Below are 23,271 nucleotides of genomic sequence, written 5' to 3'. Positions count from 1 at the left end.
CCGCTAGCGGCTTAGGGGTTGCCCGGCTTTGGATCGTCGAGCAATGCTTCGGGTTCGATTTCGGGTGCGCCATCTTCTTGCTGCGCCGCCAGCAGCTTGGCGTTGAGCGGCACCGTATCGACGCTGAAATCTGTGATCTCGATGGCGCCGTTGCCCTGGCCGAGCAGGTGAAACGAGAATGCCTTGCGAGCATCCAGATTGTCGAACGCAAACTCGACTTCCAGTGGCTGGTCGGCGGTGAGAATTGGCAATTCGGGAATCGGCAGGCTTACATCGCGTTCGTATTCCTTGGCCTTGAGTTGCAGGTGAGCGCCTGCGGCGTCGAGCCCCACCGCACGAATGCGCAAGGTAACCTGAGTGTGGCTGCCTTTGGGGAGTAGCAGATATTGTGCGCCAACCAGATTGTCGGCCCAGTCATTGCCGGGCTCAACGCTTAGTTTGATTGGCCGGTTGTTGGCGAACTGGTAGCTCAGGCTGCTTTGATTGTGCTGCAGCGATTGATCCAGCAAGGCTGCCCGTTGGCTCAATGCCTGCGCTTGTACACCGGTAAAGCGGCCCAGATACTCGGCGCGGTCGCTGATGAACCGCGTGCTGGCGTAGCGCCGGCAGACATTCTGAAAGTCGCATTCGGTCAAGACGGTGCCGTCATGTTCGCGCAGCAGTCCATTGGTGTAGGAAATGATCGAGCGGCCCGTGTTGTAGTCGCGCAACATGGAGCGACCGATCAAGTCTTGAGGCGGCGTCAGGCCCAGATAATCGAGTACCGAGACAGTCAGGTCGACGTGGCCATAGGTTCCGGTTTTAAGCGCGGGTAATTGTTCTTGCTCGGGCGCCAGAATCAGGTTGAAACCCCAGGCTGAGGCGAGACGGACATTTTCGATGCCGTGCGATTCATCCGAGGTGACGATAACCAGCGTGTCCTTGAGTACGCCACGGGCTTTGAGACCGTCGAGGAAGTCGCTAATGGCGTCATCGAGGTAGGCCACCGCCGCTTGTTTGGGCGTGCTGTAGCGTTGCAGGTAGTCTGCTGGCGCCGAGTAGGGCTGATGCGTGCCCACCGTCAGCAGTGTCAGCATCCAGGGTTTATCCGGCGCTTGGCGCAGTTGCTCGATGTAGCTCAGGGCGCCTTCGAAGTAGGCCTTATCATCCATGCCCCAGGGAAATTCCAGGTACGCATCATTCTTGAACCAGTCGCGGCCCAGCGTCTTCTCAAAGCCCATGCGCGGCATGATCTGATCTTTGGCCATGAAGCGCAGACCTGCGCCCTGCAAGTAGTGCGTGCTGAAACCGTTCGCGCGCAACTGGGCGGGCAGGCAGTGTTCACTGCGTTGGGCCTGGCCCAGTAACTCGACGCCTTTGGGGGTGCCCGAGTCGAGCTTGGCGTAATCACCGCAGAGCATCGCGTAGAGACCGCGAATGGTCTGATGACTGTGCAGTACATAATCGCTGGTGAGCATGCCGCGATGCGCCCAAGCGCTGAGGCGCGGCATCAGGTCTTCGTGATAACGGCTGCGCAATGCATGGCGGCTCGGTTCGATATACGCGCCGGGTATGCCCTCCAGCGTGACAATCAATACATTGCGCGCTTTGCCCGGCCCGCTGAGCAACGGCGTGCCATTGAGGTCAAGGCGCGACAGGGCGCTGATATCCACCGCAACGGGTGGTTGATCGCCATTCACCAGCGAGTCGAGCTGCGCGCTCGTGCTGTTGATACCGGCGACCAGCAGCTTGTGCGGCAAGTTGAATTGAGCCCACTGCGCAGCGTCGCTGGGGATTCGCGCCTGCAACAGGTTATGGCTGACAAACAGCGTTAGCGGCAGCAGTAACCAGCGCAGGCGCACCGGTTGAGCGCCTGCTTCGCGTTGGCGAAATTGCAGCAGCGCAAAAACCAGTAGATTGAGCAGCAAGACGCCCGCCAGCACAGGGTGATTGAGCCCGTTGCCTTCAGTCGAGCGGCTGACAAACTGGGCATCTGTTAAATAATGCAGATCACCGACTTCGGGCATGCGGCCAACGGCGCTGATCAGCTCAGCACTGCTTAAGGTCAGCACACTCCAGAACAGCGCTATCGGCACACTCAGCCAAAGGCTGCGCCGCGCCAGCAGAATCAGCAGTGCGCTGCCGATTGTAAGGTCCGACAGATAGCCGAAGGGTTGCGTCCAGCCGAAGAAATAACGGCTGAGCATAGGGATTAGCAGGAGCAGGGAGGCTAAGGCCAGCGATGCACTGATAGGCTGTTGCAGCCAGCGGCTGAGAAAACGCACGGAAACTCCAATGACATGGCCTGCAGATTGTCGGCAATGCCAGATTTACCACGAAGGTGGGTTGCCATAATTTTGAAACATGCGCGAGCCAACTGCCAGTAGCCGTTGCAAATATATGTGGGGCGGTGGGGTCGTGGGCTGGAGCGGTAGTCAGCGCTTTGTCGTTGCGAGCAAAACGCTAAGGAACCTCTGGAAAAGTACTGCGCTCGGGTTGGCGATTGAAAGTGCAGCTATGTGCAGCTTTCATGCGGTGCGTTCCCGTCGCTCGCTAGCTTTTTCAGAGGCTCCCTAATAATCAGCTGTAAATAAGTCGGCGTGAGCGGGCTTATTTCTTGCCGATGGTGATTTGCTTGCTAGCGCCGTAGACCTGGCCGCTGACGCCTTTGGCGATCTGCTGGATTTCACCGCCGGCCTTGAGGAAGTTAGCAATCTGCGCGTCGATCGAAGCGCTGGTTTCTACTGCTGGGGCGGGCTTGGGCTTGCTGTTGGATGCTTTTACGCGCATGACGGCCATTAACCTGTTTAAAAATTAATTTGGCCGAAGATTGTACACTAAATACTTGACAATATCTTTATAAATACACTCCGAAATTAAATACAGGCTTTTTTAAATTCAGTTTATATTGCATTTATAAAATCATTTTATTTATATAAGTCATTGTTATTTATGGTTATTTGTTATTGTAGATGAGCTGCGGTTTGACCCTGGGTTTATTTTAAACCGCCGGTCTGGTCGCGTTTAAACCTGGGCTGGCTGGTGGCTTGCGCTGATTTGAAATAACAAAATAAACGCCATATCAGCTAGAATGACGCCCTTGCAACGAGGTAGATGAGCATGGCCCTGATTGGACGAATGAATAGCTTGCAGGTGGTAAAACACACTGACTTTGGCTTGTATCTGGATGGTGGCGCGGAAGGTGAAATCCTTCTGCCGAAACGCTACATCCCCAGCGACACACCGAGCGAGGTGGAAGACTGGCTGAATGTATTCGTCTACCTCGACAGTGAAGATAAATACATCGCCACCACCGAGAAGCCGAAAGTGCAGGTGGGCGGTTTTGCCAGCCTCAAGGTTGTCGATATCAACCGCGTCGGGCTTTTTCTTGACTGGGGTTTGCCGAAAGATCTCCTACTACCGCATTCCGAAGAAAAGCGCCCGCTGCAAGTGGGCGATTACTGCGTTGTGCATGTATTTCTCGATAAACGCAGCAAACGCATCACCGCGACTGCGCGTCTTGATCGCTATCTGGATAAAGAACCGGCCAATTACAAGCCGGGCCAGGAAGTCGATTTGCTGGTGGCCGACCAGACCGACATGGGCTTCAAGGCCATTATCAACGGCAAGCACTGGGGCCTGATCCACAAGAACGAACTGTTCAAGTTTGTGCGCAGTGGCATGCAGGAAAAGGGCTTCATCAAGGAGATGCGCGGCGACGGCAAGATCAGCCTGAGCCTGCAGCCCATCGGTGAAGAAGCCGCCGGCAGCCTGGCCCAGCAGATTCTTAGCAAATTGCGCGAAAACGATGGCCGTCTGGACCTCAGCGACAAAAGCTCCCCCGAGGCCATCAGCGCCATGTTCCGCGTGAGCAAGGGCAACTTCAAGAAGGCCATTGGGGGTCTGTATAAAGACGGCCATATCGCCATCCATGCCGACTATCTGGAATTGCTGCGCAAGTAATCCCTCTGGCCGTTGGCCCGGGCGCTGCTAGAATTTCCCTTGCATTGGCAAAGGCAGGGGAGCGCCGCGAAACAGCTCCGCCAAACCCCAGCGCCGCACTCTGCGCCGTTGTAGCTCAGTTGGTAGAGCAACTGATTCGTAATCAGTAGGTCGGAGGTTCAATTCCTCTCAACGGCACCAATTGAGTCAACCCTGGAACCCAGCTCGGAGTCGAGGCGGTTTGAGCCGCCTCGACTGCCGATCAGCAAGATGCCTGGCGCAGCTGCTCAATAATCTTGCGTGCGCGGTTTGCACCGACATCAACGTGAATGTCGACCATCGGCTTTGGGCCAAACTCAAGCATGTTGCGGTACTGGGCTTCGATCACAACCTTGTCTTCATCGAAGGTCATGGCAGTCTGCTCGACGACCTTCTCCTTGATTTCCTGCTCATTGCTCTTGGGGTTGGTCGCCATCGTCCAGAAGTAGTGGCTGGTCGTTTCCGTTTCGGGCGTTACGCCATGGAAGCCGCGCATGTGAAAGCCTTCGCGCTGAGGATTGTCCAGCGAGTCTGTGCCCGCATCGATGGCGCCGGTCCAGATACGCAGGTGCGATACGTGAAACTCGATCTCCTGCCAGCGATCAATTTTATCTTTGAAGGGGTAGGCCGCCGAATAGGTTGGCGGCGGAACCGAGCCCGGCATATGGCGGGTTACCGTCACGCTGGTGTCGGTGCTTTCAACGTTCATTTGCGCATTCATGTGCACACTTGCATTACCCCCAATAGTGCGCAGGTGCACGTAACCCAGATGGCTCAAGTCCAGCAGGTTGTCGTGGATGAGCTGGTAAGGCGCATCGTAGTGATAGACGTCGCCGTCAAAGAGATACTCACCACTGCTATGAATGTCATACGCTGGCGGCTCGCTTGTCGGCTCCGGCTGATTTGGGCTGCCAAACCAGATCCAGATAATCTGGTCACGTTCTCTTACGTGGTAGGCCGGCACCTTGGCTTTTGAAGGTATTTTGGCTTGCCCCGGCACTTCCAGGCACTGGCCTGAGCCGTTGAACAGCAAGCCGTGATAACCGCAACGCAGGCCCTGTTCTTCAAGCGTGCCGTGCGACAGAGGTAAAGCGCGGTGACAGCAACGATCCTCCAGCGCTGCAGCACGGCCATCGGCAGTCCGAAACAAAACAATCGGTTTGCAAAGCAGGGTTCTGCCCAGTGGCTTGTCTTTCAGCTCCCAGGCAAAGCCTGCTACGTACCATTGGTTCAATGGAAATTTTGGCAGCGTTTCAGCGGGCGCACCGATTTCGATGGCTTGCGACTGGGTGTGTGAGGTATTCATCAGGCTCTCCAACTATCAGGCTTATTGTTGTCAGGGGTTACAGATCGAGCACCAGCCGGGGGCTGAGCGAGCGCGAGCAGCACGGGGTAAAGCAATCGTTGAGGGCATGCTCCTTGGCATTCATGTATTGATCGCGATGATCCGGCTCACCGGCTAAAACCCGTGTAATGCATGATCCGCAGATGCCTTGCTCGCAGGAGCTTTCGATCTCGATATCGTTCTCTAACAGCACGTCGAGTACGGTCTTTTCTGCCGGTATCACCAAGATCTGCCCGGAACGCGTCAACTCAACTTCGAACGGCTGATCCCTCTCAAGCACCTGCACAGGGGCCGCAAAATCTTCGCGATGAATCTGCTGATCGCGCCAGCCACAGGCTTTGGCAGTTGACTCAATGTGGGCCATAAACCCGGATGGGCCGCAGACATAAAGTTGCTCGCCTGCTGTGGGCGATTGCAGTATCTGCGCTGCATCCAGACGCTGTTCGGCTGGGCCGTTGTCTACATGAACATGCACGTGCTTGGCGAAAGGCGTCGTGCTTAACAAATCAAGGAACGCCAGGCGCTCTTTAGATCTGCCGCAGTAATGCAGGTCGAAACACTTTCCGGCTGCCAATAAATCGTGCGCCATGGCAAGAATGGGGGTAATACCGATCCCGCCGGCGAACAGCAGGTAATGCTCCGCTGTCAGGTCGAGCTCGAAAAGGTTGCGTGGCTCGCCGATCTTCAGCTGTGCGCCCTGAGGTATGTCGGCATGCATGCCCCTTGAGCCACCGCGAGATGCCGGCTCGTTGAGCACCGCGATCAGATACCGCTCGCGCTCATGTGGCGGGTTGCACAATGAATACTGTCGGGTCAGCCCTGGCGCAACCTGCACATCGATGTGCGAGCCCGCAGTGAAGGCCGGTAATTGCGCGCCATTGGCAGCCGTCAATTCGAAGCTGCAAACATCTTCAGCTTCAGTGGTTTTGCGTGACACATAAACGTCGAGCATGAGCGTACCCGCCACCGCAGTAATGCAGTGTTTGAAAAATAAAATGGATTTAGGCGGTTTCAGCAACCGCGTGATAAGCGCGATTCAGCTCAGGGAGGAGGGAGCCAGTGCAGGCTGTTCATGGCGATGAGCCTCATAATTTTATTGTTCTGGCGCCTGGACTATGATGCCGACGCGATATCTTTGAGTGACTCTAATCTTAGTAATTTTAGTTGCGATGTCAACCAATTAAAATAAATCAGCGGACCCGTTTGTCATGGCGCAACCCCCACTTAATCTCGAGCGTTACGTTCCCGCTCTGCTCACATTCCTTACCAACAACATGTCCAGCGGGGCATCCGCCTGCTATCGCAAGCACTTTGGCATTGGCATCGTTGAGTGGCGGGTGCTGGCAATGCTTGCTGTGGAGGATCACATCAGCGCCAACCGGATTGTTCAGGTGATTGGGCTCGACAAAGGTGCTGTGAGTCGCTCGCTGCAGATGCTCGAGCGCGAAGGCTTTGTGTCTACCGAAGTCGATAGCAAAGATGCCCGGCGGCACACCGTAACGCTCACCCCTTCAGGGCGCGAATTACACGACCGGGTGCTGGAAACAGCGCTCGAAAGGGAGCGGTTACTGCTGGCAAACTTCAGTGAATCCGAGGTCGAGGTACTCATCGACTTCCTGCACCGCATGAGTGGGCAATTGCCAGAAGTAAATGCAGTGGTGCCGAAAGAGTAGCGCGCGATATTCAGGGGAAAGAATTGGCCGTAGACGCTGCGCGTATAGGGCCCGACAGGGCAGTGGCAGCAACAGGTCGGCTAGGGCTGGCGCCAGAGAATGGCGAGGCTTTCTGGTGATACCTCGGAAGACCAATCCTGGTGGTTCGCCACACCTTCTAGGCAAAGTGTGAAGTTGTCCTCAAGCCAGCAGATAAAGTACCCACCACGCTTCAAGGCGTGATGGGTAAACGCCACACTCAGTTCTTTGCCGAGCAGCATGAGTTCATGCTGCTCATGGCATTTGATGAGGGTGTAAAAGCCGGCTGCAGTGAACTCCCGGCCAAGCGCGCTGAAATGACTGGGCGATAATTCCAGGCCGCTTGTGCCTGTCTGCTCAAGAAGCTTTTCTAACGCAAACATTTCCAGGGGCGAAAGCAGCACGGCCGTTCTCAGTAGATATCGTAAGAGAAGTATTTTTTGCGAATGGAGTCGTATGTCCCATTGGCACGTATGGTTGTCAGCGCCTGGTTGATTTCTTGTGTCAGTGGATTGTTTTTGCGCACGGCAATCCCCGCGCCCATTCCGAAGTATTTGGTGTCGGTGTAGTCGGGGCCTACGAACCCGAACGTCTCGCCGTCAGGCTTGTTCAGCAAGCCTTCTTCAATGGCAATCGAGCCTGCCATGGTGGCGTCTAGGCGCCCAGCCAGCATGTCGAGGAAGATCTCGGCCTGATTGCCGTAGCGAATGATTTCGGCACCTGCTGTTTGGAAGTGTTCTGTGGCGTAACGGTCGAAGTTGGTTGAGCGCTGAACACCAATGCGTTTACCCGCCAGGTCTTCTGGAATTGCTTTGATGGCGCTGTCTTTGCGAACCGCAATCTTCGCGGGAAGGCGGTAGTAGCTGTTGGTGAAATCGACTGATTTAAGGCGGTCCGGTGTGATTGAAACCGATGAGATGGCTGCATCAATCTTGCGGACTTTGAGTGAAGGAATCAGCCCGTCGAACTCAACCTCTACCCATTCGCATTTGACCTTCATTTCAGCGCAAATGGCTTCGCCAATGTCGTAATCAAACCCTTGGATTTTATTGTCCGGGGTTTTGTACGCGAAGGGCGGGTAAGCCGCTTCAATGCCGACGCGCATGGTGCCGTTCTCAGCGTAAGCATTGCTTCCCATCGCGATCAGTGTCATCAGGCCCAGCGTGCGGACTATATTTTTCGTGTTCATGAAAACTCCAGAGTGTTGTTGTTATTGCTTAGGGATTGCTGGATTGTTCAGACGGCGGCGGTGGCGATGAGCTCGATGCGAATATCGGGATCGTCGAAGCTGACCTGGCATGTAGCGCGTGCCGGAGGAGGCGTCTCGCACCATTCGATCCATTCGGCATTCATTGCATCAACATCGGCCTTCATGTCCTTCATCCAGATCTGGGCACTGAGCACGCGTGACTTGTCGCTACCGACTGAAGCCAGCAGGGCTTCAAGTCGTGCAAGTACCTGTCGAGTCTGGCCGCTGATGTCCTGGCTGCAGTCGTCGGCGACGATGCCGCTGAGCCATGCGACGCCCTGGTGAACAACAACCCGGCTTAGTTTCGGGTTACTGTCGAAATGCTCAATATTGCTCATGACAACTCCTGGTTGAGGTTTTTGTTGGGCTGTTGTGCAAGCTGTTTCAGGGTGATGGGCTTCAAAGGCGCGCGTATGCGGTAATAACCCACTTCACTTGCGCTAACGTTGCCGGAGGCGGCAATAATCTCGGTTACGGTCAAGCCGCACTGGCGCCCTTGGCAGGGGCCCATGCCGCAGCGGCTGAAGGCTTTAATCTGATTTGGGCCCAGGCAACCGAGACGCACATGGCTGCGTACGGTGCCGGCGGTGACCTCTTCGCAACGACAAACAATTACGTTGTCTTCGGGAATGCGGTTCTCGTTGCGCGGGCGATATAGCGAATCGATGAGAGGGCGCGCCGCCATGCAGCGGTGCAACGCCTTCCGGTAGGGTTTTACAAGCTTGTCCCGGCTGGAGCTGTCTAGTCGGCCGAGCTGACAGGCGATAGCCAGTGCTGCGATTCGTCCTTGTGCCTGAGCCGCCATTGCACCGCCAATGGAGCCGCCATCGCCGGCTATAAATATCCCGGACGTGCTGGTTTCGCCCCATGCATTGCGCTCAGCTTGCCAGCACAGTTGGTCGTTCTGCCAATGGTGCTGCAGACGCAGAGACCAGCTGATTTGGGTATTAGGCACTACGCCCTGATGCAACATGACGAGGTTGCAGGCAATGCGATATTCATCACCACGGCTGCTGAAACTCAGGGCTTCGGCGTGTGCGCTGCCTTCAATACGCAGCGCTGTTGCGCCCCTGTAATGCTTAACTTTGGCTTTACGTAATGTTGCGAGTAGTGACAGGCCTTTTTGCAGGTCCGGCCAGCCCTTCAAGGCTTTGGGTATATGGCGCAAACCACTGAGCACGTCGCTGTGTCGACTGGTATCGACCAGTGCTGCAAGGGAAATACCAGCCTGCAAATACTGAACGGCCAGCAGGTAGAGTAGAGGCCCACACCCTGCAAGAACGACAGGACCGGCAGGTACCACAGCCGCACTCTTGAGCAATATCTGGCCCGCGCCAGCAGTCATGACGCCAGGCAGGGTCCAGCCTGGAATCGGCATTGGACGCTCGTATGCGCCCGTTGCGATGAGTAATCTTTGGCCCTGCGCTACTCGCGATTGCCCCTGATGCAAATAGTGCACTTGCTTCTGATCAGTGACCTGCCACGCCGAGGCTTGGGCGACATACTCGATATCACTGGCCAAAAACGCCTGTGCCAAATGACGCCCATGGCTGTAGTCAGCGCCGAGTATCTGTGAGCGTTGGGCGTCGGTGTTGCTAATGTTGCGGTAGATTTGCCCGCCAGGACCTGGCTGCTCATCCAGCACCAGTACCGATAAGCCGTTGTTGCGCGCCTCGACAGCGGCACTCATACCGGCTGGCCCCGCACCGATAATCAACAGATCCACGGCTTTAGTTTTCATCGCAGTCACCTTCGGCACAAAGTGGCGCCAGCTTGCGCGCCCCGAGCTGACGTCGAACCCTGAGGCCGTCGCTTACCAGCGTCATACAGCCTTGGCGGTTGGGCACACCATCGACCTCGACCAGGCACTCGAAACACACACCCATCATGCAAAATGGTGCGCGGTTAGCGCCCTGAACAGGCGTGGTACGCGAATGGCGTACGCCACTGGCGAGCAAGGCGGCGGCGATGGAAACACCTTGCGGAACCTTGAGCTGATGCCCTTCGTAGTCGATGGTTACCCAAGACTGAGCTTTGGCTAATGGGGTAAACAAGCTTTCAGTGGGCATGATGAACCTCTGCGTTGGCGCTAAATCGTCCGAGTCCGAAAGACGCAAGTTCCGGCAGCGCAGTGCCTGTGGCTATTGACGGTGCGAGTCGCAGGGCATGCATGGCAGCAAGCGTTACACCGCTGTGGCAGGACACCAAGTGCGCGCCGGGCGCATGTGACAGCTCTTGATAGATCGGCCCGCCATCCGGGGTCATCACGCGCAAAGCCCCCCACGCCCGCACCAGATTGACGTTGGCCAGACACGGAAAGCTGCGCACTGCACGATCTGCAATGTCAGCGATCACCGCTGTGCTGGTGCGGTCATCGAAACCGACGGACTCGGCCGAGTCGCCGAGCTGGACGGTGCCTTCATCGGTTTGCCGGACGGTTGACGTGGGAATATCAAGAAATGGCTCAATTCGTTCGGTAATCAGAATTTGTCCACGGCTGGGGGCTACTGGTACGTCATGCCCAAGGTGGGCTCCGAGCGTTTTGTTTCCCAGTCCTGCAGCCAGTATCAGTTGCTCGCAACGCAGCTCGCGAGCGTTCGATGTGATCAGAAAATCGTTGCCGAAAGCTTCAATTCCATCGACGGCATAGTTGTGGAGAACGTGCACGCCGCGCGCTTGGCAGGCGTGGTGCAAGGCACTGAACAGCTTGAGGGGATTAACGTGGCCGTCCATGGGGGAGAAACAGGCGCCGACAACGTCCGGGCCGATCCGCGGGAGGCGTTTCTGCAACTCATTCGGTTCGAGCACCTCAAAGGGGTAGTCACCCAAAGCAGATTCCAGCCACTGCAAGCGGTGAACTTCTTCAGTGAGCTCGGCTTGCGACAAACACAACTGATACCCGCCATTCTGGCGCAGGTGCACATTAATGCCGGTATCGGCCAAGAGCTTGCCAGCCAGTTCAGGCCATAATGCAGCTGCTTGTCGGGTCCAGTGGGCATAAGGGGTCATGCCGTAACCTTTGCTTTGCACCCAGATCAAGCCGAAGTTGCCTCTGGACGCGCGAAAGGCGCTGTCGCCCTCGTCCAAAACGCAAACCTGTTGCCCTTTGAGCGCAAGCCCGTAAGCGATGGTCATGCCCAAAAGGCCACCACCTACGACAACTGTTTTCGATTTATGCATAGGTTGATTGCTCATTGTTCTATGGCGCTAAGATTCATATAGGCCACTGATTCCGGAGCCTCTATTGGTTGATATCAATCCTATGGGGCTTATCGGTGACTGAAAAATGCTTTATTTTATGAAGCCTATGTTTATTTGTTATGGGTTGCTGAATGAACCTTCGTCAGCTTGAAGCGTTCCGGGCAGTCATCGTGGGAGAGACGGTGACGCGTGCGGCAGAAGCGCTGCACATTTCTCAACCGGCCGCGACTCGGTTGATTTCAGCGCTTGAGGAAGATATTGGCTTCCCGCTCTTCGACCGCATCAAGGGCCGACTGCGACCGACTCCGGAAGCACTGGTGTTGTATGAAGAGGTTCAGCGCTCTCTGGTCGGTGTTGAGCGTATCGCCCGCGCGGCGAGAGAAATCTGCAGCCTCACCCGCGGGTCGCTGCGCATCGTCTGCGCGCCGGCACTGGGTCTTTCATTTTTACCGCGGGCCATTTGCGCGTTTGTCGAGCAACATCCCCATGCGCAGGTGTGTCTGGTCGTGCAGTCGTCTGAAGAAGTTGTGGATCAGGTGATCGGGCAACGTTGTGATCTGGGTTTTATTGCGGAGCCCAGTACTTATCTGTGCCCGCGCGGCGAACAACTGCTGCGATCGAATTTGCTCTGTGCAATGCCTGCCGGGCATCGACTGCAAGAGAAATCTGTTGTGGTTCCGGAAGACCTTGAAGGCGAGGCCTTTATCTCCTATCCGAGCGCGGTCGGCTCCAGACACCACATCGATGCCATATTTTCAGCGCATGGCGTGTCGCGCAGGCTTCAGTTGGAAACGCAATTGTCTGCGCCCATGTGCGCATTTGTTGAACTGGGCGCTGGCTTGGCGTTGGTCGATGCGATCAGTGCGCTGGAGTACAAGGGGCAGGGGGTTGTGTTTCGTCCTTTTGCGCCGTCCATTGAGGTTGATTTCAATATGCTAATGCCTTCTCAGGGCCGGCTCTCAAACATCCAGCAGAGTTTCGTCTCGCATATGCGCGAGTTCGTTGACCGTGAGGTGAAAGGCAGTTTTCTGGGCGACACCATTGGCATCGTAAAATGACCGGGATGAATAATCCCGACCCATATAGCTGATTGAATGACTGTGTGATTTGAATCTACGCCTGCAGCAGAGCTTCCCAATGCATCCGGGAGGCTGTATAGGTTGCGCCACTGATTAGACAGGGAGCAATTGAGGCTTGCCCCAATTACTCCCTGTCTCCTGCAAACTTTTCCCCCCTCAGAAACGATAATTAACGCCGAGCGTCAACGAACGCTCGGGCGCCGGTTGGCGGCCCCAAGGGCTGGTGTCGATGCCGCGGAAGTAATACTCGCGGTTGAACAAGTTGCTCACGCCCGCAGACGCCGTTAGAACACTCTGGTCCTGAAGCTTGAACTCACGCTCAATAGCCGTGTTCCACAGCCAATAGGCGGGCAGTTCCCCTACCGAGGCGATGCTGTTTTCATCGGTGGTGTTCGCTGCATCGGTGTAGGCGCTGCTGACGTAAAGTCCGTCGAGGCTGTAGGTCCAGTATTCGGCGAAGCGGTAGCGGCCGTCGATGGAGAATTGATTTTTGGAGGCGAAGGGCACGTCGTTGCCCTTGAAACTGCCGTTGCGCTGCTCGGCGTCCAGATAGGCATAGCTGGCATGCAGATCCAGTTGCGGCAGGGCGCTGGGGGGCCAGAACACTTCTGTTTCGAGACCTTGATGACGGGTGCTGCCAAGGTTTTCGAAGCGGTCTGTGGTGGCGTTGTAGGAGATCTGGTCATCGAAGTCGATGCGGTAGAGGCCCATGTCAACGCGCAAGCCTTGCCATGGCGTGTAGCGCACACCCGTTTCATAATTCCACGCCAGTTCAGCGCCAACGTCGCCTTCCTTGACGATCTGGGTAACCTGCGGCGGGCGCAGGGATTTTTGCGCATTGGCGTAGATGAACCAGTCCTCACTGGCCTGCCAGCCAAGGGTCAAGCCGGGTAGCCACTCCTTGGCGACGTTTTCGTTTTTGAAGCCGGTGATGCCATCGTCGTAATTCATGGTGGCGTGCTCGTACCGAACGCCGGGTGTGATGGTGAGCTGGTTGTCGAACAGGCTGATGGCGTTACTCAGGTAAAAGGCTTTGGCGTCATCATTGAACGTCCAGTCGCGGAAGGCCTGAGTTTGGCCGGTCGCGAGGTTCTGTCGGTTGACTTCATAGTCGATGTCTTCCTTGACGTAGCGCGCGCCCAATAGCCAGGTTTGGCTGACGCTTTCACCGTCCATGGTCATGCTCAGGCGCGGCTCACTGCCCCATACTTTGAAGTCGCGCGGAGCGTCCTGCTTGGTTGCGGCTGTACCGTCCGGGGTGAAGGGCAGGCCAATGATGAAGTTGCGATAGCTGTTGTGCGCGAAGTTGGTCCAGCTGAACTCAATCGAATCGAAAGGGCCCGCTGCGCCAAATTGTTGGGTGTAGGTTCCCCATACCCGGTCGGTATCACCTTCAAAGCGATCCAGTGGCCGCGTTGACTGCCGTGGGTCGTCTTTATAGTCCTCAACACTCAGAGCACCGGCCAGATCCATGTCGGCTTTGTAGTGCTGTAAGCCGAAGCTCAAATCGCTGTTGTCATTGATATCCCACTGGCCGCGCAGACGGTAGTTCTGGATATCGGTATCCGAATGCTCGCGGCCTGTTTCTCCGTTGATGGTGTTCAGGTCGAGCTGTAAACCGAAGTTGTCGGTGAGGTAACCGCCGGTGCCCAGGTAGGAATCCCAAAGCTGACGGCCCCCCGCGTTAAAGGTGATTCTCTCCTGCAGGGTCGTTTCTGTTTGGCGTGGAATGGGTTTGCTGATGAAATTAATCACCCCGCCCACGTTGTTTGGGCCGTACTGGACGGCTGCACCGCCGCGCACAACATCTATCCTGTCGACGGTCGCCAAGGTGACCGGGAACAGCGAAAGCCCTGTTTGGCCGTAAGGTGCGAGAGCGAGTGGTACGCCGTCGGACAACGCTTGCACCCGCCCACTGCGACTTTCATACAGCCCGCGTACCGCTATTTGTGGCAGTGCGCCGGTCCCGGTTTCATCGAATATCTTGACTCCGGGTACACGCTGCAATGCGTCATCGACGCCGCGCACACTGGCCTTTGTCAGATCAGCAGATTTGACGCTGGAGCGGCTGCCTGAGTAGCTTAAAATTTCAGAGTCGGTCGCGCCGCCGAGAACATCGCCCTTGATTACCATGCTGCCAAGTTGCGTAGTTTCAGTGGGGTTATGCGCAGTCGCCGATTCTGCCGGGGCGATGATGAATGTCTGCTCGCCGCGCGCATTTGATTGCAGGCCACTGTTATTCAGCAGCTGCGCCAGTGCTTGCTCAGGTGTGTAGCGGCCCTTGATGGCGGGTGCGGTTTTACCTGCGGTAATGTCACTGGCGAACAGGATCTGTACCGATGTTTGGCGGGCCAGAGTATTCAGGGCTTGGTCCAGAGAGGCGCTGGGCAAGTCCAGCTCGACAGCCTCCTGAGCCTGCGCCGAGACGGCGAGCAGTAAGCTGAAGGTGAGGGCTGACAACTGCAAGGGCAGACGGTGCTTCATTAATTATTTTCCTTGGAATGTAGGGTCTGACCTATAAGCCGTCATGGGCAGACCAAAACCCTACCTCCAACCGAAAATATTTTTATTTAGCCTTGCCCACGACGTGAATCTCGCCATCGGCTGTGCTGTTGAGGGCGATTGGCAAAACTTCGGGCAGGGCGCTGAGCAGCGCGTCAACGTTACGCGTATCGAATACACCGCTCAGTGTCAGGTTGGCCAGGCTTGGTTCATCAAGAATGACCGGGCGAGGGGAGTAGCGCTGAATTAGCATCAGCACCTCCGCCAGTGGCGTGTGATCAAACACCAGTTGGTCGTTTTGCCAGGCGTTCGCAGCGTTCACATCGACAGACACTGCTTGCTGTAATTGGTTTTTCGACACGTCTATCTGTTGATCAGGCAGCAGCGTCACACTGTGCTCTGGATCGTCGCGAGTGCTTACTGAAACACGCCCGCGCACCAGCGTGACACGCACGTTTTGGTTGAAGTCAGCAACGCTGAAAAGCGTGCCCAGCACCTGAACACGGGCCTCACCAGCAGTCACCTGGAACGGCCGGACAATCGTTTTAGCAACATCGAACATCGCCTGTCCCTGCTCAAGTTGCACGCGCCGGGAACGTAAGTGCCACTCAACCGTGATGCGGCTATTGCGCTCCAGCATTATCTGGCTGCCATCGGATAACTGCACCTGCAGGTGCTCGCCCTGGGGCGCGCGGAACTGCTCGCGGTGATAAGCCGGGTCCAGCCACACAAAGCCCGCCGCCAGCAACAGAACACAGGCCGCAGCGCTTGCTGATTTGGCCTTTTTACGGGGCTTGGGCGTAGGCAGCGGAAAACGATTGCGCAGCGCGTCACGATGACGGGCCAGCAGCTCATCGTCCGGCGATTGTTTGGGCATGGCTGTCTTGGTGTTGTTCATGGTTCTAACGTCGTGCGAGCAAGGTGCGCGCGGCAAGCCGCCAGCCCCAGCCGCAGGTGCTTCTCCACCGTCTTCAAGGAAATTCCCATTTGTCTGGCGACTTCCGCCTGCGGCAGTTCATGGATTTTATGCATAACAAAAACCATTTGGCAGCGCGGCGGCAGTGCTTCAATGGCCTGGGTCAGCAACTCCAGCTCTTCGCACGCGGCGTATTGCCGAACAGCGCAGGGTGCCTCAGATTCGCGCTCAGGCAGATCGGGCAGGGTGACAATCCACGCCTGGCGCCGGCGTTCACTGCGGTAACGGCTGATAGCCTGATCGTGAGAAATCTTGTGCAGCAGAGCCAACGGCGTTCGGGGTTGCTCTTTTTGCTGCTTTTCGAGGAGTTGAACACAAACATCGTGGATCACCTCATGGGCAAAACCACCGTCACCAAAACGCCGGCGAACGCGCTCGACCAGCTCGTCGTAATGACGCACCAGAGTGCTGATAAGAGAGGATTTAGCGGACTCCAGCGACATGCGGGGCCTGAGGCAATGCGATTTAAGTGCGAATATAAATGATAATTCTTTGTATTAACAGGGTCGTTTGTCTGTTTCGGGAGCAGTTGGCCGCGGTGGTCCGAAATCGGCCAATAGCGGACAATCAGTTAACGCATTTCTTATGCACTTTGCGAAATTCAAAATCTGATCTTGGAGTCGCAAGGGGAAAAAGGGCGGGATTAACCCGCCCCATTTTTTAGCTCCGCACGAATGCCAGCAGATCTGCGTTAATCGTCTCGGCGTTGGTTGTCGGCATTCCATGAGGGAAGCCCGGGTAGATTTTCAACGTACTGTTTTGCAGAAGTTTGGCCGACAAAACCCCTGCATTTTCATAAGGCACGATCTGGTCATCATCACCATGCATTACCAGGACGGGGATCTTGATGCTCTTCAAATCTTCGGTGAAGTCGGTCTGAGAAAACGCCACTATCCCGTCATAGTGTGCTTGTGCACATCCCATCATGCCTTGTCGCCACCAGTTCAAGACAATGCCCTCGGAGGTCTTTGCACCCGGGCGGTTATAGCCATAGAAAGGCCCTGCAGGAACGTCGTGGTAAAACTGTGCCCGGTTGGCTTTCAGTTGTGCCTGCAAGTCGTCGAACACTGACTTCGGCAGGCCGCCAGGATTGGTCGGTGTCTGGACCATCAGCGGTGGCACGGCACTGATGATGGCCGCTTTCGAGACGCGGTCTTCGCCATGGCGAGCGATATAGTGAACGACTTCACCGCCGCCGGTGGAGTGCCCGACGTGAACTGCTCCTTGTACACCCAGGTGATCAACTACGGCCGCGACGTCGTCGGCGTAGTGGTCCATGTCGTGTCCATCCCAGACCTGGCTGGATCGCCCGTGACCGCGCCGATCGTGTGCTACAACCCGGTAACCGGCACCCAGGAAAAAGAGCATTTGCGCGTCCCAATCATCCGCGCTCAGTGGCCATCCGTGGTGAAAGAAGATGACCTGGGCATCGCGTGGCCCCCAGTCTTTGTAGAAGATTTCAACACCATCTCTTGTAGTGACATACCCCATGTTCGTATCTCCTGAATGAAGTGGAGGCCTTCATCGAATCGCGTTCCGATCATGGCCTTGAGTTAATAGCATGCAGCCCTTCCGGTGGCAGTTCAGAGTGCGTTGCTGGATTAGCCTGCGCTTACTCACGAACGCCATGACGACCAAGTCACACGTTGCGCTTGGCCGCTCGATGACTTTAGGTTTAAAGTCAACTTTAAGGTCAATAGATTTTTCAGGGTGATGTATGAGAATAGGCGAACTGGCGAAAATTAGCGGACTGGCACCGTCACGCATCCGTTTCTATGAGGCCAGTGGCTTGATCAGCTCCGTTGAGCGCAAGGCTAATGGCTACCGGGACTACGCGCCCGATACCGAATGGGTACTGGAACTCATCACCGGCGCACAAGCGGCAGGTTTCTCATTGGAGGAGATTCGGCAACTGATGCCGATGAATGCCAGTGGCTGGCGGCACGACGAGTTGCTCACTGGACTTAAGCAAAAGGTGGAAGAAATCAGCGTTCTGCAGGAGCGGCTAGCGCAAAACAAAGCTCAACTTCTGGTCGTCATCAAGGGCATCGAAGATAAACCCGACGGCATGGCGTGTGGGGATAATGCTCAAATGCTGATAAATCGTCTGCGTGAAGAGGGGGTTGGCAAAGCTTCAGATAGGCCCGCGGTAACGTCTTCTACAAAAAAACACACCCGTCAGGCTTCCGGAGCCTGACAGGCGCAAAAGGTCTCAGCGCTCGCCAATCAGGCTGGCGAGTGGCTTGGGCGCATAAAGCGCACTCTGGAACTCTGGCACGTATTCGTACTTCATCATTTTCCCCAGCTTCATGGCACGGAGGTAATTCGACAGACTGCCGTCGCCCAGCGTGAGGGTGACCGAATCAGCGTCGCGGCTGGAGCCGTGACTGAGCTGGCGGGAAACCGCATACCCGTATGCCAGTTGGCCCTGATGATCGAGATTGGTGAAGCTGCTGGTGACGATGTCGACATCGCGAGAGAGGTTGTCGAGTTTCTTCGCTTTGAAGGACACGTCGACTTTTCCGGTCTGGCTGTCGGTGATGTCATAGACCACAGATTGGGCATCTTCTTTGCGGTCAATACCGGTCAGCCATTTAGGCAGGTTGTAACCGACGACACCGCGCACCCGTGCAAGCTCGGTATTGACCGGCAGCTTGAGCACATAGCCCCAGAAGTCGCCAGACATCGACTGGCCAATCAGTGTGAACGGGCCCAGATTTGCTTTGCCTGGCTTGTTGGTAATGATCGACACGGCCACTTCGTTATAGGCGTCGTTATCACAATGCTCATAGGTGTACGCGGTAAACGCAATCAAGCCGCGACCCGGCCAGATTTGCAGGGGGTGTACGGTTGCCAATACTTCCGGCGGCATCAATGCCCGAAGTGCGTCCAGGTCGGCCGTGTAAACAGCCGTTACCCGACTGTTCTGGTAATAAAAGTTCGGAGAGTATGACTCGAAGCCAATGTCTACCTTGTGCTTTTCCAGTCCTTTGAACCAGCTCAAATCAACACCCGGCAGTTCTGCTGCAATCACCGACAAGGGAGGATTCGAGCGATAACGGTCGTACAAGCCGCCCTTGACGACCGGCACTGTGTGGCCTGCGATATCGATTGTGTTGGTTTCAGTCGGGCTGAGCATTTCAGGCGTCCCCGCCAACGCATGGTTGGCAATTGAGCTGAACAGCAATCCTGTTAATACGGCGCTTGCGAGTTTCAATCGGTCTTTCTCCGGGTGGTGGGAACTACTTGAGGGTTCAGCGAGCTACGTTGTCGCCTGAGAGCACCGCCATCACGGCTTCAGCTACGGCTTTGGGCGATTGAGGGTTTTGGCCGGTGACAAGCCTTCCATCAGTGATGGCGAATGACGTGAATGGCAGCCAGCCTTTGCGGTACCGCGCCCCTTGGCTCACCAACTTGTCCTCAAGGAAGAAGGGCACCTGGCTTTTCATGCCAGAGAGCAGTTCTTCGCGATCAGAGAAACCGGTGATGTTCTTACCCTTGATGATCAATTGGCCTTGTTCATCCTTCAGATCCAACAGACCCGCTACGCCATGGCAGACTGCGGAGACGATGCCACCTTGGTTGTAGATGGTTTCGGCGACACGCCGCAGGTCAGGATTATTGGGGAAGTCCCACATCACCCCATGGCCCCCGGTGAAGTAGATGACGCTGAACTGGGACGGATCGACATCGGCGATCGGCAGTGTGTTTTGCAGGCGAGCGCGAAAGGCAGGGGACTGCAAATGCTCTCGGGCGGCCTTGTCCATGTACAACCAACCGAGGCTGCGCTCATCTAGAGGCACCGCACCGCCTTTGGGACTGGCAAAAACTGTGCTGTAGCCAGCTGCCTCCACTACGTCGGTGAAATGCGTCAGCTCAGTCAGCCACAACCCCGTCGTATCGGTTCGTGAGGGATAGCTGGAGTGGTTGGTCAGAATCACCAGAATTTGGCGATTTTTGGCAGTCATTGTGGAAGGGGCGGTGTCAGCATTTGCAAATGTCATGAAAGCGCTACCTATCAGTACCAACGCATAAGAAACAAAGGTCTTGAGCATCATCCGGGTTCCATCAATCAAGCAGGTCGGCGCATGCTCACCTTAAACCTCGCTTTAAGGTCAACCCCCGCCTCTGCAAATAATTTCCACTGGTAGCTGCTCGCTTCAACTTGACCCTCAACCTGACTTTAACGCTAGCGTCTGATGCTCAATGAGCAAGGCAATAACGCTCGTCACTAATCCACTCGGGAGCCATGCATGAGTCAGCTAGACAACTTTGATACGCAGATGAAATGGATGATTTATGGAGCCAACGGCTACACCGGCGAGTTGATCGCTCGTGATGCTGTAAAACGTGGGCTTAAACCTGTACTGGCGGGACGTAGCCGAGACAAAGTTGAAGCCCTGGCTCGGGAGTTGGGTCTTGAGGCTCGGGTGTTTGGACTCGAAGACGAAGTACGTTTACTTGCTCAGATCAAAGGCCATGGCTTGGTTCTGCATTGTGCAGGGCCGTTCTCAGCGACCGCCGTTCCGATGATGGAAGCATGCTTGCGTGCCAATGCACATTATTTGGATATCACCGGCGAGATTGCCGTATTCGAGCACGCTCAATCCCTGAATGAACGTGCGCGGGCGGCGGGCGTGGTCATTTGCCCAGGCGTCGGTTTCGATGTGGTCCCTACGGACTGTGTAGCCGCTGCATTGAAAAATGCGATGCCGGATGCTACGCATCTGGCATTGGGTTTTGATTCGCGCTCAAGTTTTTCGCCCGGTACTGCTAAGACTTCAATTGAGGGTATGGCGCAGGGTGGCAAGGTTCGCCGTGACGGCAAAATCACCTCGGTGCCGCTGGCCTACCGGGTGCGTCGCATCGACTTTGGTGCCGGAGAAAAGCTGGCAATGACTATTCCATGGGGCGACGTTTCCACTGCTTGGCACACCACCGGTATTGCCAACATCGAAGTTTTCATCCCTGGTTCCGCAGGCATGATCCGCTGCGCCCGGTTTGCTAATTGGATTCGTCCGTTGCTGGGTTTGTCGTTCGTGCAGCGGTTGCTCAAAGCACGAATTGGAAAAACCGTGGTCGGCCCAGATCAGGAAAAACGCGCAGATCAAGGCACCTATGTTTGGGGCGAGGCTCGCAACGCCCGCGGTGAGTGCAGAACCGCGCGCCTGCATACCGCGAACGTCTACAGCCTGACCATCGACGCTGCATTGGCGGTGGTTGATTACCTGTTGCAAATGCGTCCGACTGGCGGGGCTTACACACCCGCACTGTTGTTAGGTGCTGAGCTGGTGACGCAATTGCCAGGATCTGGCGCGATGAACATCGAATGATTCGGAAAAAAGATGTTGACCTTAAAGTTGACTTCAATCTTAAGGTAGCCTCATATCCAGTTGAGGACTGCCCCATGAATGTGTTCGACACCCTGATGCTTCCAAACGGTTCGTCTATCAAGAACCGAATCGCCAAAGCCGCCATGGAAGAGAACATGGCGGACGCCGATCAGGCACCCTCCGAAGAACTGATGCGTCTCTACCAAGCGTGGGCCGATGGTGGTGCAGGCCTGATCATCACCGGCAACGTGATGGTCGACGGCCGCGCCATGACCGGACCGGGTGGCGTAGTTTTGCAGGACGATCAGCAACTGGCCAAGTTCAAGCGTTGGGCACGTATTGGTCGATCCGGCGGTGCGCAGTTCTGGTTGCAGATCAACCACCCAGGGCGGCAGATGCAGTCCAATCTTGGGCAAAAAACATGGGCACCGTCGGCCGTGCCGCTGGATTTGGGCAAACTGTCCAAGCGTTTCGCCATGCCTCACGCGATGACCTCCGGCGTGATTAAGGAAGTTATCCAACGCTTTGCGAACACCGCGCGCCTCGGCGAACAAGCCGGATTCACCGGCGTGGAAATCCACGCTGCCCATGGCTATTTGTTGAGCCAGTTCCTTTCGCCGTTGACCAACCAAAGGACGGACGAATGGGGCGGTTCCCTAGAAAATCGGGCGCGCCTGTTACTCGAAATCGTCAAGGCGGTCAGGGCTGTGGTTTCTGCGGATTTCGCAGTGGCGGTCAAGCTCAACTCCGCCGATTTCCAGCGGGGAGGGTTTACCGCCGATGATGCGAAGAAGGTCGTTGAGCTGCTCAATGGCCTTGGTGTGGATTTGGTGGAATTATCCGGAGGCAGTTATGAAGCGCCCGCTATGCAGGGGGAGGCGCGCGATGGTCGCACGCTGGCTCGCGAAGCCTACTTCGTCGAGTTCGCCCGTGATATCCAAACAGTTGCCAGAATGCCGGTAATGGTGACCGGTGGTATACGTCGCCGCGCGGTGGCGGAAAACGTCGTGCAGAGCGGCGTTAATATGGTTGGGATCGGAACAGCGTTAGCCATCGATCCCAACTTGCCTCGGGACTGGCTGCTGGGCAAAGACAATGCTCCGCAATTGCCGCCGATTACCTGGAAAAATAAAGCCATCGCATCCTTGGCAAACATGGCGGTAGTGAAGTTTCAGTTGCGCAAGCTGAGTCGCGCGAAAAAGCCCGATCCGAACGTTTCACCGCTGCGTGCGCTTATCCTGCAACAGCTCGGTATGGCACTTCGCACTCGTCAATATCGACGGTGGGTGGAAACCGTTTGATGTGCGCCGGCAAGTTTTGTGTTTGAAGAGCTAAGTTTTGTCGTATCGGTCATTACTAGCAGGAGCGTCCGCTATTGGCCGGTTCCTGCCAGTCGCATCCAGCAGCTGGCTAGAAATCTACAGCTTCAAACCGTGGCATGGCACGGTTCTACGATCAAATATCAAGATTCTGGATCAAACCCAAACACGCGCAGTTCCTGGTCGCATCGACAAGCTTGGGCGAGACGTGCGGCCCATTTGATGGCAGCGTCGCGGGAGGGCAATTCGAGCACGGCGAAGCCGCCGTTTAGTGCTGGTGCTTCTGGATAGCCGCCGATTGTGGTCGAGCCGTCGGCTGAGACGAGCAGGGTGGGTTCAGCATCGTTGATACCGCCAGCGAATACGTAAACACCGGCGGCTTTCGCCTCTTGAATCACCGCGTGCGAATCCCGGGTCACGGCTTCCCACTCACCTTCCGGGACAACCATTGCGGCGCTCGGAAACGAAATCAGATACTTGGACATGATGCATCTACTCGCGGTGATGCAGGCCGTACGTCCTATTCAGCCTGACGCTTTAACTATCGGTTCAGTTGCTTGAGTTCAGGCCTCAACCTTGCAACTGCATTGGTTGCAAGGTTGGGGCGCTCAAGGTA

At 56.0% G+C, this 23,271-nt stretch carries 23 protein-coding genes and 1 tRNA gene; 7 read left to right on the top strand and 17 right to left on the bottom strand.

Going from position 1 to position 23,271, the window contains the following annotated elements; translation table 11 throughout:
* Nucleotides 1–11 precede the first annotated feature (11 nt).
* Together BM395_RS15505 and BM395_RS15500 are read right to left on the bottom strand one after the other, a co-directional pair.
* The gene (locus BM395_RS15505) at nucleotides 12–2,264 is read right to left on the bottom strand and encodes an LTA synthase family protein (RefSeq protein ID WP_090513408.1); all 2,253 of its coding nucleotides are present in this window, start codon (nucleotides 2,262–2,264) and stop codon (nucleotides 12–14) included.
* Between the two features lie 325 nt (nucleotides 2,265–2,589).
* Entirely contained in the window at nucleotides 2,590–2,778 is a 189-nt protein-coding gene (locus BM395_RS15500) for a hypothetical protein (RefSeq protein WP_170827792.1), read from the bottom strand.
* A gap of 321 nt (nucleotides 2,779–3,099) precedes the next feature.
* Between BM395_RS15500 and BM395_RS15495 the strand changes: the two genes are divergently transcribed.
* Both BM395_RS15495 and BM395_RS15490 read left to right on the top strand, forming a co-directional pair.
* The gene (locus BM395_RS15495) at nucleotides 3,100–3,942 is read left to right on the top strand and encodes a CvfB family protein (protein WP_090513595.1); all 843 of its coding nucleotides are present in this window, start codon (nucleotides 3,100–3,102) and stop codon (nucleotides 3,940–3,942) included.
* A gap of 104 nt (nucleotides 3,943–4,046) precedes the next feature.
* Nucleotides 4,047–4,122 (top strand) — tRNA-Thr (locus BM395_RS15490).
* Between the two features lie 61 nt (nucleotides 4,123–4,183).
* Here the strand turns inward: BM395_RS15490 and BM395_RS15485 are convergent.
* Both BM395_RS15485 and BM395_RS15480 read right to left on the bottom strand, forming a co-directional pair.
* Nucleotides 4,184–5,266: an aromatic ring-hydroxylating oxygenase subunit alpha gene (locus BM395_RS15485; RefSeq protein ID WP_090513405.1), complete on the bottom strand. Its 1,083-nt coding sequence runs from the start codon at nucleotides 5,264–5,266 to the stop codon at nucleotides 4,184–4,186.
* A gap of 37 nt (nucleotides 5,267–5,303) precedes the next feature.
* A complete protein-coding gene (locus BM395_RS15480; protein ID WP_090513403.1) occupies nucleotides 5,304–6,257 on the bottom strand; it encodes a PDR/VanB family oxidoreductase in 954 nt (317 codons plus the stop codon).
* Nucleotides 6,258–6,513: 256 nt separating this feature from the next.
* Between BM395_RS15480 and BM395_RS15475 the strand changes: the two genes are divergently transcribed.
* Nucleotides 6,514–6,978 carry a MarR family winged helix-turn-helix transcriptional regulator gene (locus BM395_RS15475; protein ID WP_090513399.1) on the top strand — a complete coding sequence of 155 codons (465 nt, stop codon included), beginning with the start codon at nucleotides 6,514–6,516 and terminating at the stop codon, nucleotides 6,976–6,978.
* A gap of 80 nt (nucleotides 6,979–7,058) precedes the next feature.
* On the opposite strand, the gene BM395_RS15470 is transcribed toward BM395_RS15475, so the two are convergent.
* From BM395_RS15470 to BM395_RS15445, 6 genes are read right to left on the bottom strand one after another with little or no spacing between them, the layout of a single operon-like run.
* Entirely contained in the window at nucleotides 7,059–7,400 is a 342-nt protein-coding gene (locus tag BM395_RS15470; RefSeq protein ID WP_069901529.1) for a hypothetical protein, read from the bottom strand.
* Between the two features lie 8 nt (nucleotides 7,401–7,408).
* Nucleotides 7,409–8,185, bottom strand: coding sequence for an ABC transporter substrate-binding protein (locus BM395_RS15465; RefSeq protein ID WP_079235628.1), 777 nt, complete (start codon nucleotides 8,183–8,185; stop codon nucleotides 7,409–7,411).
* Nucleotides 8,186–8,232: 47 nt separating this feature from the next.
* A complete protein-coding gene (locus tag BM395_RS15460; RefSeq protein WP_069901530.1) occupies nucleotides 8,233–8,583 on the bottom strand; it encodes a RidA family protein in 351 nt (116 codons plus the stop codon).
* A complete protein-coding gene (locus BM395_RS15455) occupies nucleotides 8,580–9,986 on the bottom strand; it encodes an NAD(P)/FAD-dependent oxidoreductase (protein WP_090513397.1) in 1,407 nt (468 codons plus the stop codon). Before BM395_RS15455 ends, BM395_RS15460 begins: the two co-directional genes overlap by 4 nt.
* Nucleotides 9,976–10,314: a (2Fe-2S)-binding protein gene (locus BM395_RS15450; RefSeq protein WP_090513394.1), complete on the bottom strand. Its 339-nt coding sequence runs from the start codon at nucleotides 10,312–10,314 to the stop codon at nucleotides 9,976–9,978. The genes BM395_RS15455 and BM395_RS15450 overlap by 11 nt, the downstream gene beginning before the upstream one ends.
* A complete protein-coding gene (locus BM395_RS15445) occupies nucleotides 10,304–11,425 on the bottom strand; it encodes an NAD(P)/FAD-dependent oxidoreductase (protein ID WP_090513392.1) in 1,122 nt (373 codons plus the stop codon). Before BM395_RS15445 ends, BM395_RS15450 begins: the two co-directional genes overlap by 11 nt.
* 152 nt (nucleotides 11,426–11,577) lie before the next feature.
* Between BM395_RS15445 and BM395_RS15440 the strand changes: the two genes are divergently transcribed.
* Entirely contained in the window at nucleotides 11,578–12,504 is a 927-nt protein-coding gene (locus BM395_RS15440; RefSeq protein ID WP_069901534.1) for a LysR substrate-binding domain-containing protein, read from the top strand.
* A gap of 177 nt (nucleotides 12,505–12,681) precedes the next feature.
* Here the strand turns inward: BM395_RS15440 and BM395_RS15435 are convergent, their stop codons facing one another.
* The 4 genes from BM395_RS15435 to BM395_RS15420 form a co-directional block, all read right to left on the bottom strand.
* Nucleotides 12,682–15,009: a TonB-dependent siderophore receptor gene (locus BM395_RS15435; protein WP_090513389.1), complete on the bottom strand. Its 2,328-nt coding sequence runs from the start codon at nucleotides 15,007–15,009 to the stop codon at nucleotides 12,682–12,684.
* 82 nt (nucleotides 15,010–15,091) lie between these two features.
* Complete coding sequence (locus BM395_RS15430; RefSeq protein ID WP_090513387.1) at nucleotides 15,092–15,925, bottom strand: FecR family protein; 834 nt, start codon at nucleotides 15,923–15,925, stop codon at nucleotides 15,092–15,094.
* Nucleotides 15,922–16,446: an RNA polymerase sigma factor gene (locus BM395_RS15425; RefSeq protein WP_090513384.1), complete on the bottom strand. Its 525-nt coding sequence runs from the start codon at nucleotides 16,444–16,446 to the stop codon at nucleotides 15,922–15,924. The genes BM395_RS15430 and BM395_RS15425 overlap by 4 nt, the downstream gene beginning before the upstream one ends.
* Nucleotides 16,447–16,663: 217 nt before the next feature.
* Complete coding sequence (locus tag BM395_RS15420; protein ID WP_048390108.1) at nucleotides 16,664–17,494, bottom strand: alpha/beta fold hydrolase; 831 nt, start codon at nucleotides 17,492–17,494, stop codon at nucleotides 16,664–16,666.
* A gap of 226 nt (nucleotides 17,495–17,720) precedes the next feature.
* Between BM395_RS15420 and BM395_RS15415 the strand changes: the two genes are divergently transcribed.
* Nucleotides 17,721–18,200, top strand: a complete 480-nt coding sequence (locus BM395_RS15415) for a MerR family transcriptional regulator (protein ID WP_048390106.1) — start codon at nucleotides 17,721–17,723, stop codon at nucleotides 18,198–18,200.
* 15 nt (nucleotides 18,201–18,215) lie between these two features.
* Here BM395_RS15415 and BM395_RS15410 read toward each other — a convergent pair whose 3' ends face one another.
* Nucleotides 18,216–19,142, bottom strand: coding sequence for an acetoacetate decarboxylase (ADC) (locus BM395_RS15410; RefSeq protein ID WP_069901901.1), 927 nt, complete (start codon nucleotides 19,140–19,142; stop codon nucleotides 18,216–18,218).
* Between the two features lie 115 nt (nucleotides 19,143–19,257).
* Nucleotides 19,258–20,061, bottom strand: a complete 804-nt coding sequence (locus BM395_RS15405; RefSeq protein WP_069901536.1) for a type 1 glutamine amidotransferase domain-containing protein — start codon at nucleotides 20,059–20,061, stop codon at nucleotides 19,258–19,260.
* 195 nt (nucleotides 20,062–20,256) lie between these two features.
* On the opposite strand from BM395_RS15405, the gene BM395_RS15400 reads away from it, so the two are divergent.
* Both BM395_RS15400 and BM395_RS15395 read left to right on the top strand, forming a co-directional pair.
* Nucleotides 20,257–21,336 carry a saccharopine dehydrogenase family protein gene (locus tag BM395_RS15400; RefSeq protein WP_090513382.1) on the top strand — a complete coding sequence of 360 codons (1,080 nt, stop codon included), beginning with the start codon at nucleotides 20,257–20,259 and terminating at the stop codon, nucleotides 21,334–21,336.
* Nucleotides 21,337–21,410: 74 nt separating this feature from the next.
* Entirely contained in the window at nucleotides 21,411–22,637 is a 1,227-nt protein-coding gene (locus BM395_RS15395; protein WP_048390100.1) for an NADH:flavin oxidoreductase/NADH oxidase family protein, read from the top strand.
* A gap of 161 nt (nucleotides 22,638–22,798) precedes the next feature.
* Here BM395_RS15395 and BM395_RS15390 read toward each other — a convergent pair whose 3' ends face one another.
* The gene (locus BM395_RS15390) at nucleotides 22,799–23,140 is read right to left on the bottom strand and encodes a YciI family protein (RefSeq protein WP_090513379.1); all 342 of its coding nucleotides are present in this window, start codon (nucleotides 23,138–23,140) and stop codon (nucleotides 22,799–22,801) included.
* Nucleotides 23,141–23,271: the final 131 nt, after the last annotated feature.

It is taken from the genome of Pseudomonas marincola (assembly GCF_900116605.1).
Lineage (GTDB): Bacteria > Pseudomonadota > Gammaproteobacteria > Pseudomonadales > Pseudomonadaceae > Aquipseudomonas > Aquipseudomonas marincola.
Note: the sequence above shows the minus strand (reverse complement) of the source record. Positions and strands in the feature narration are given on the sequence as shown.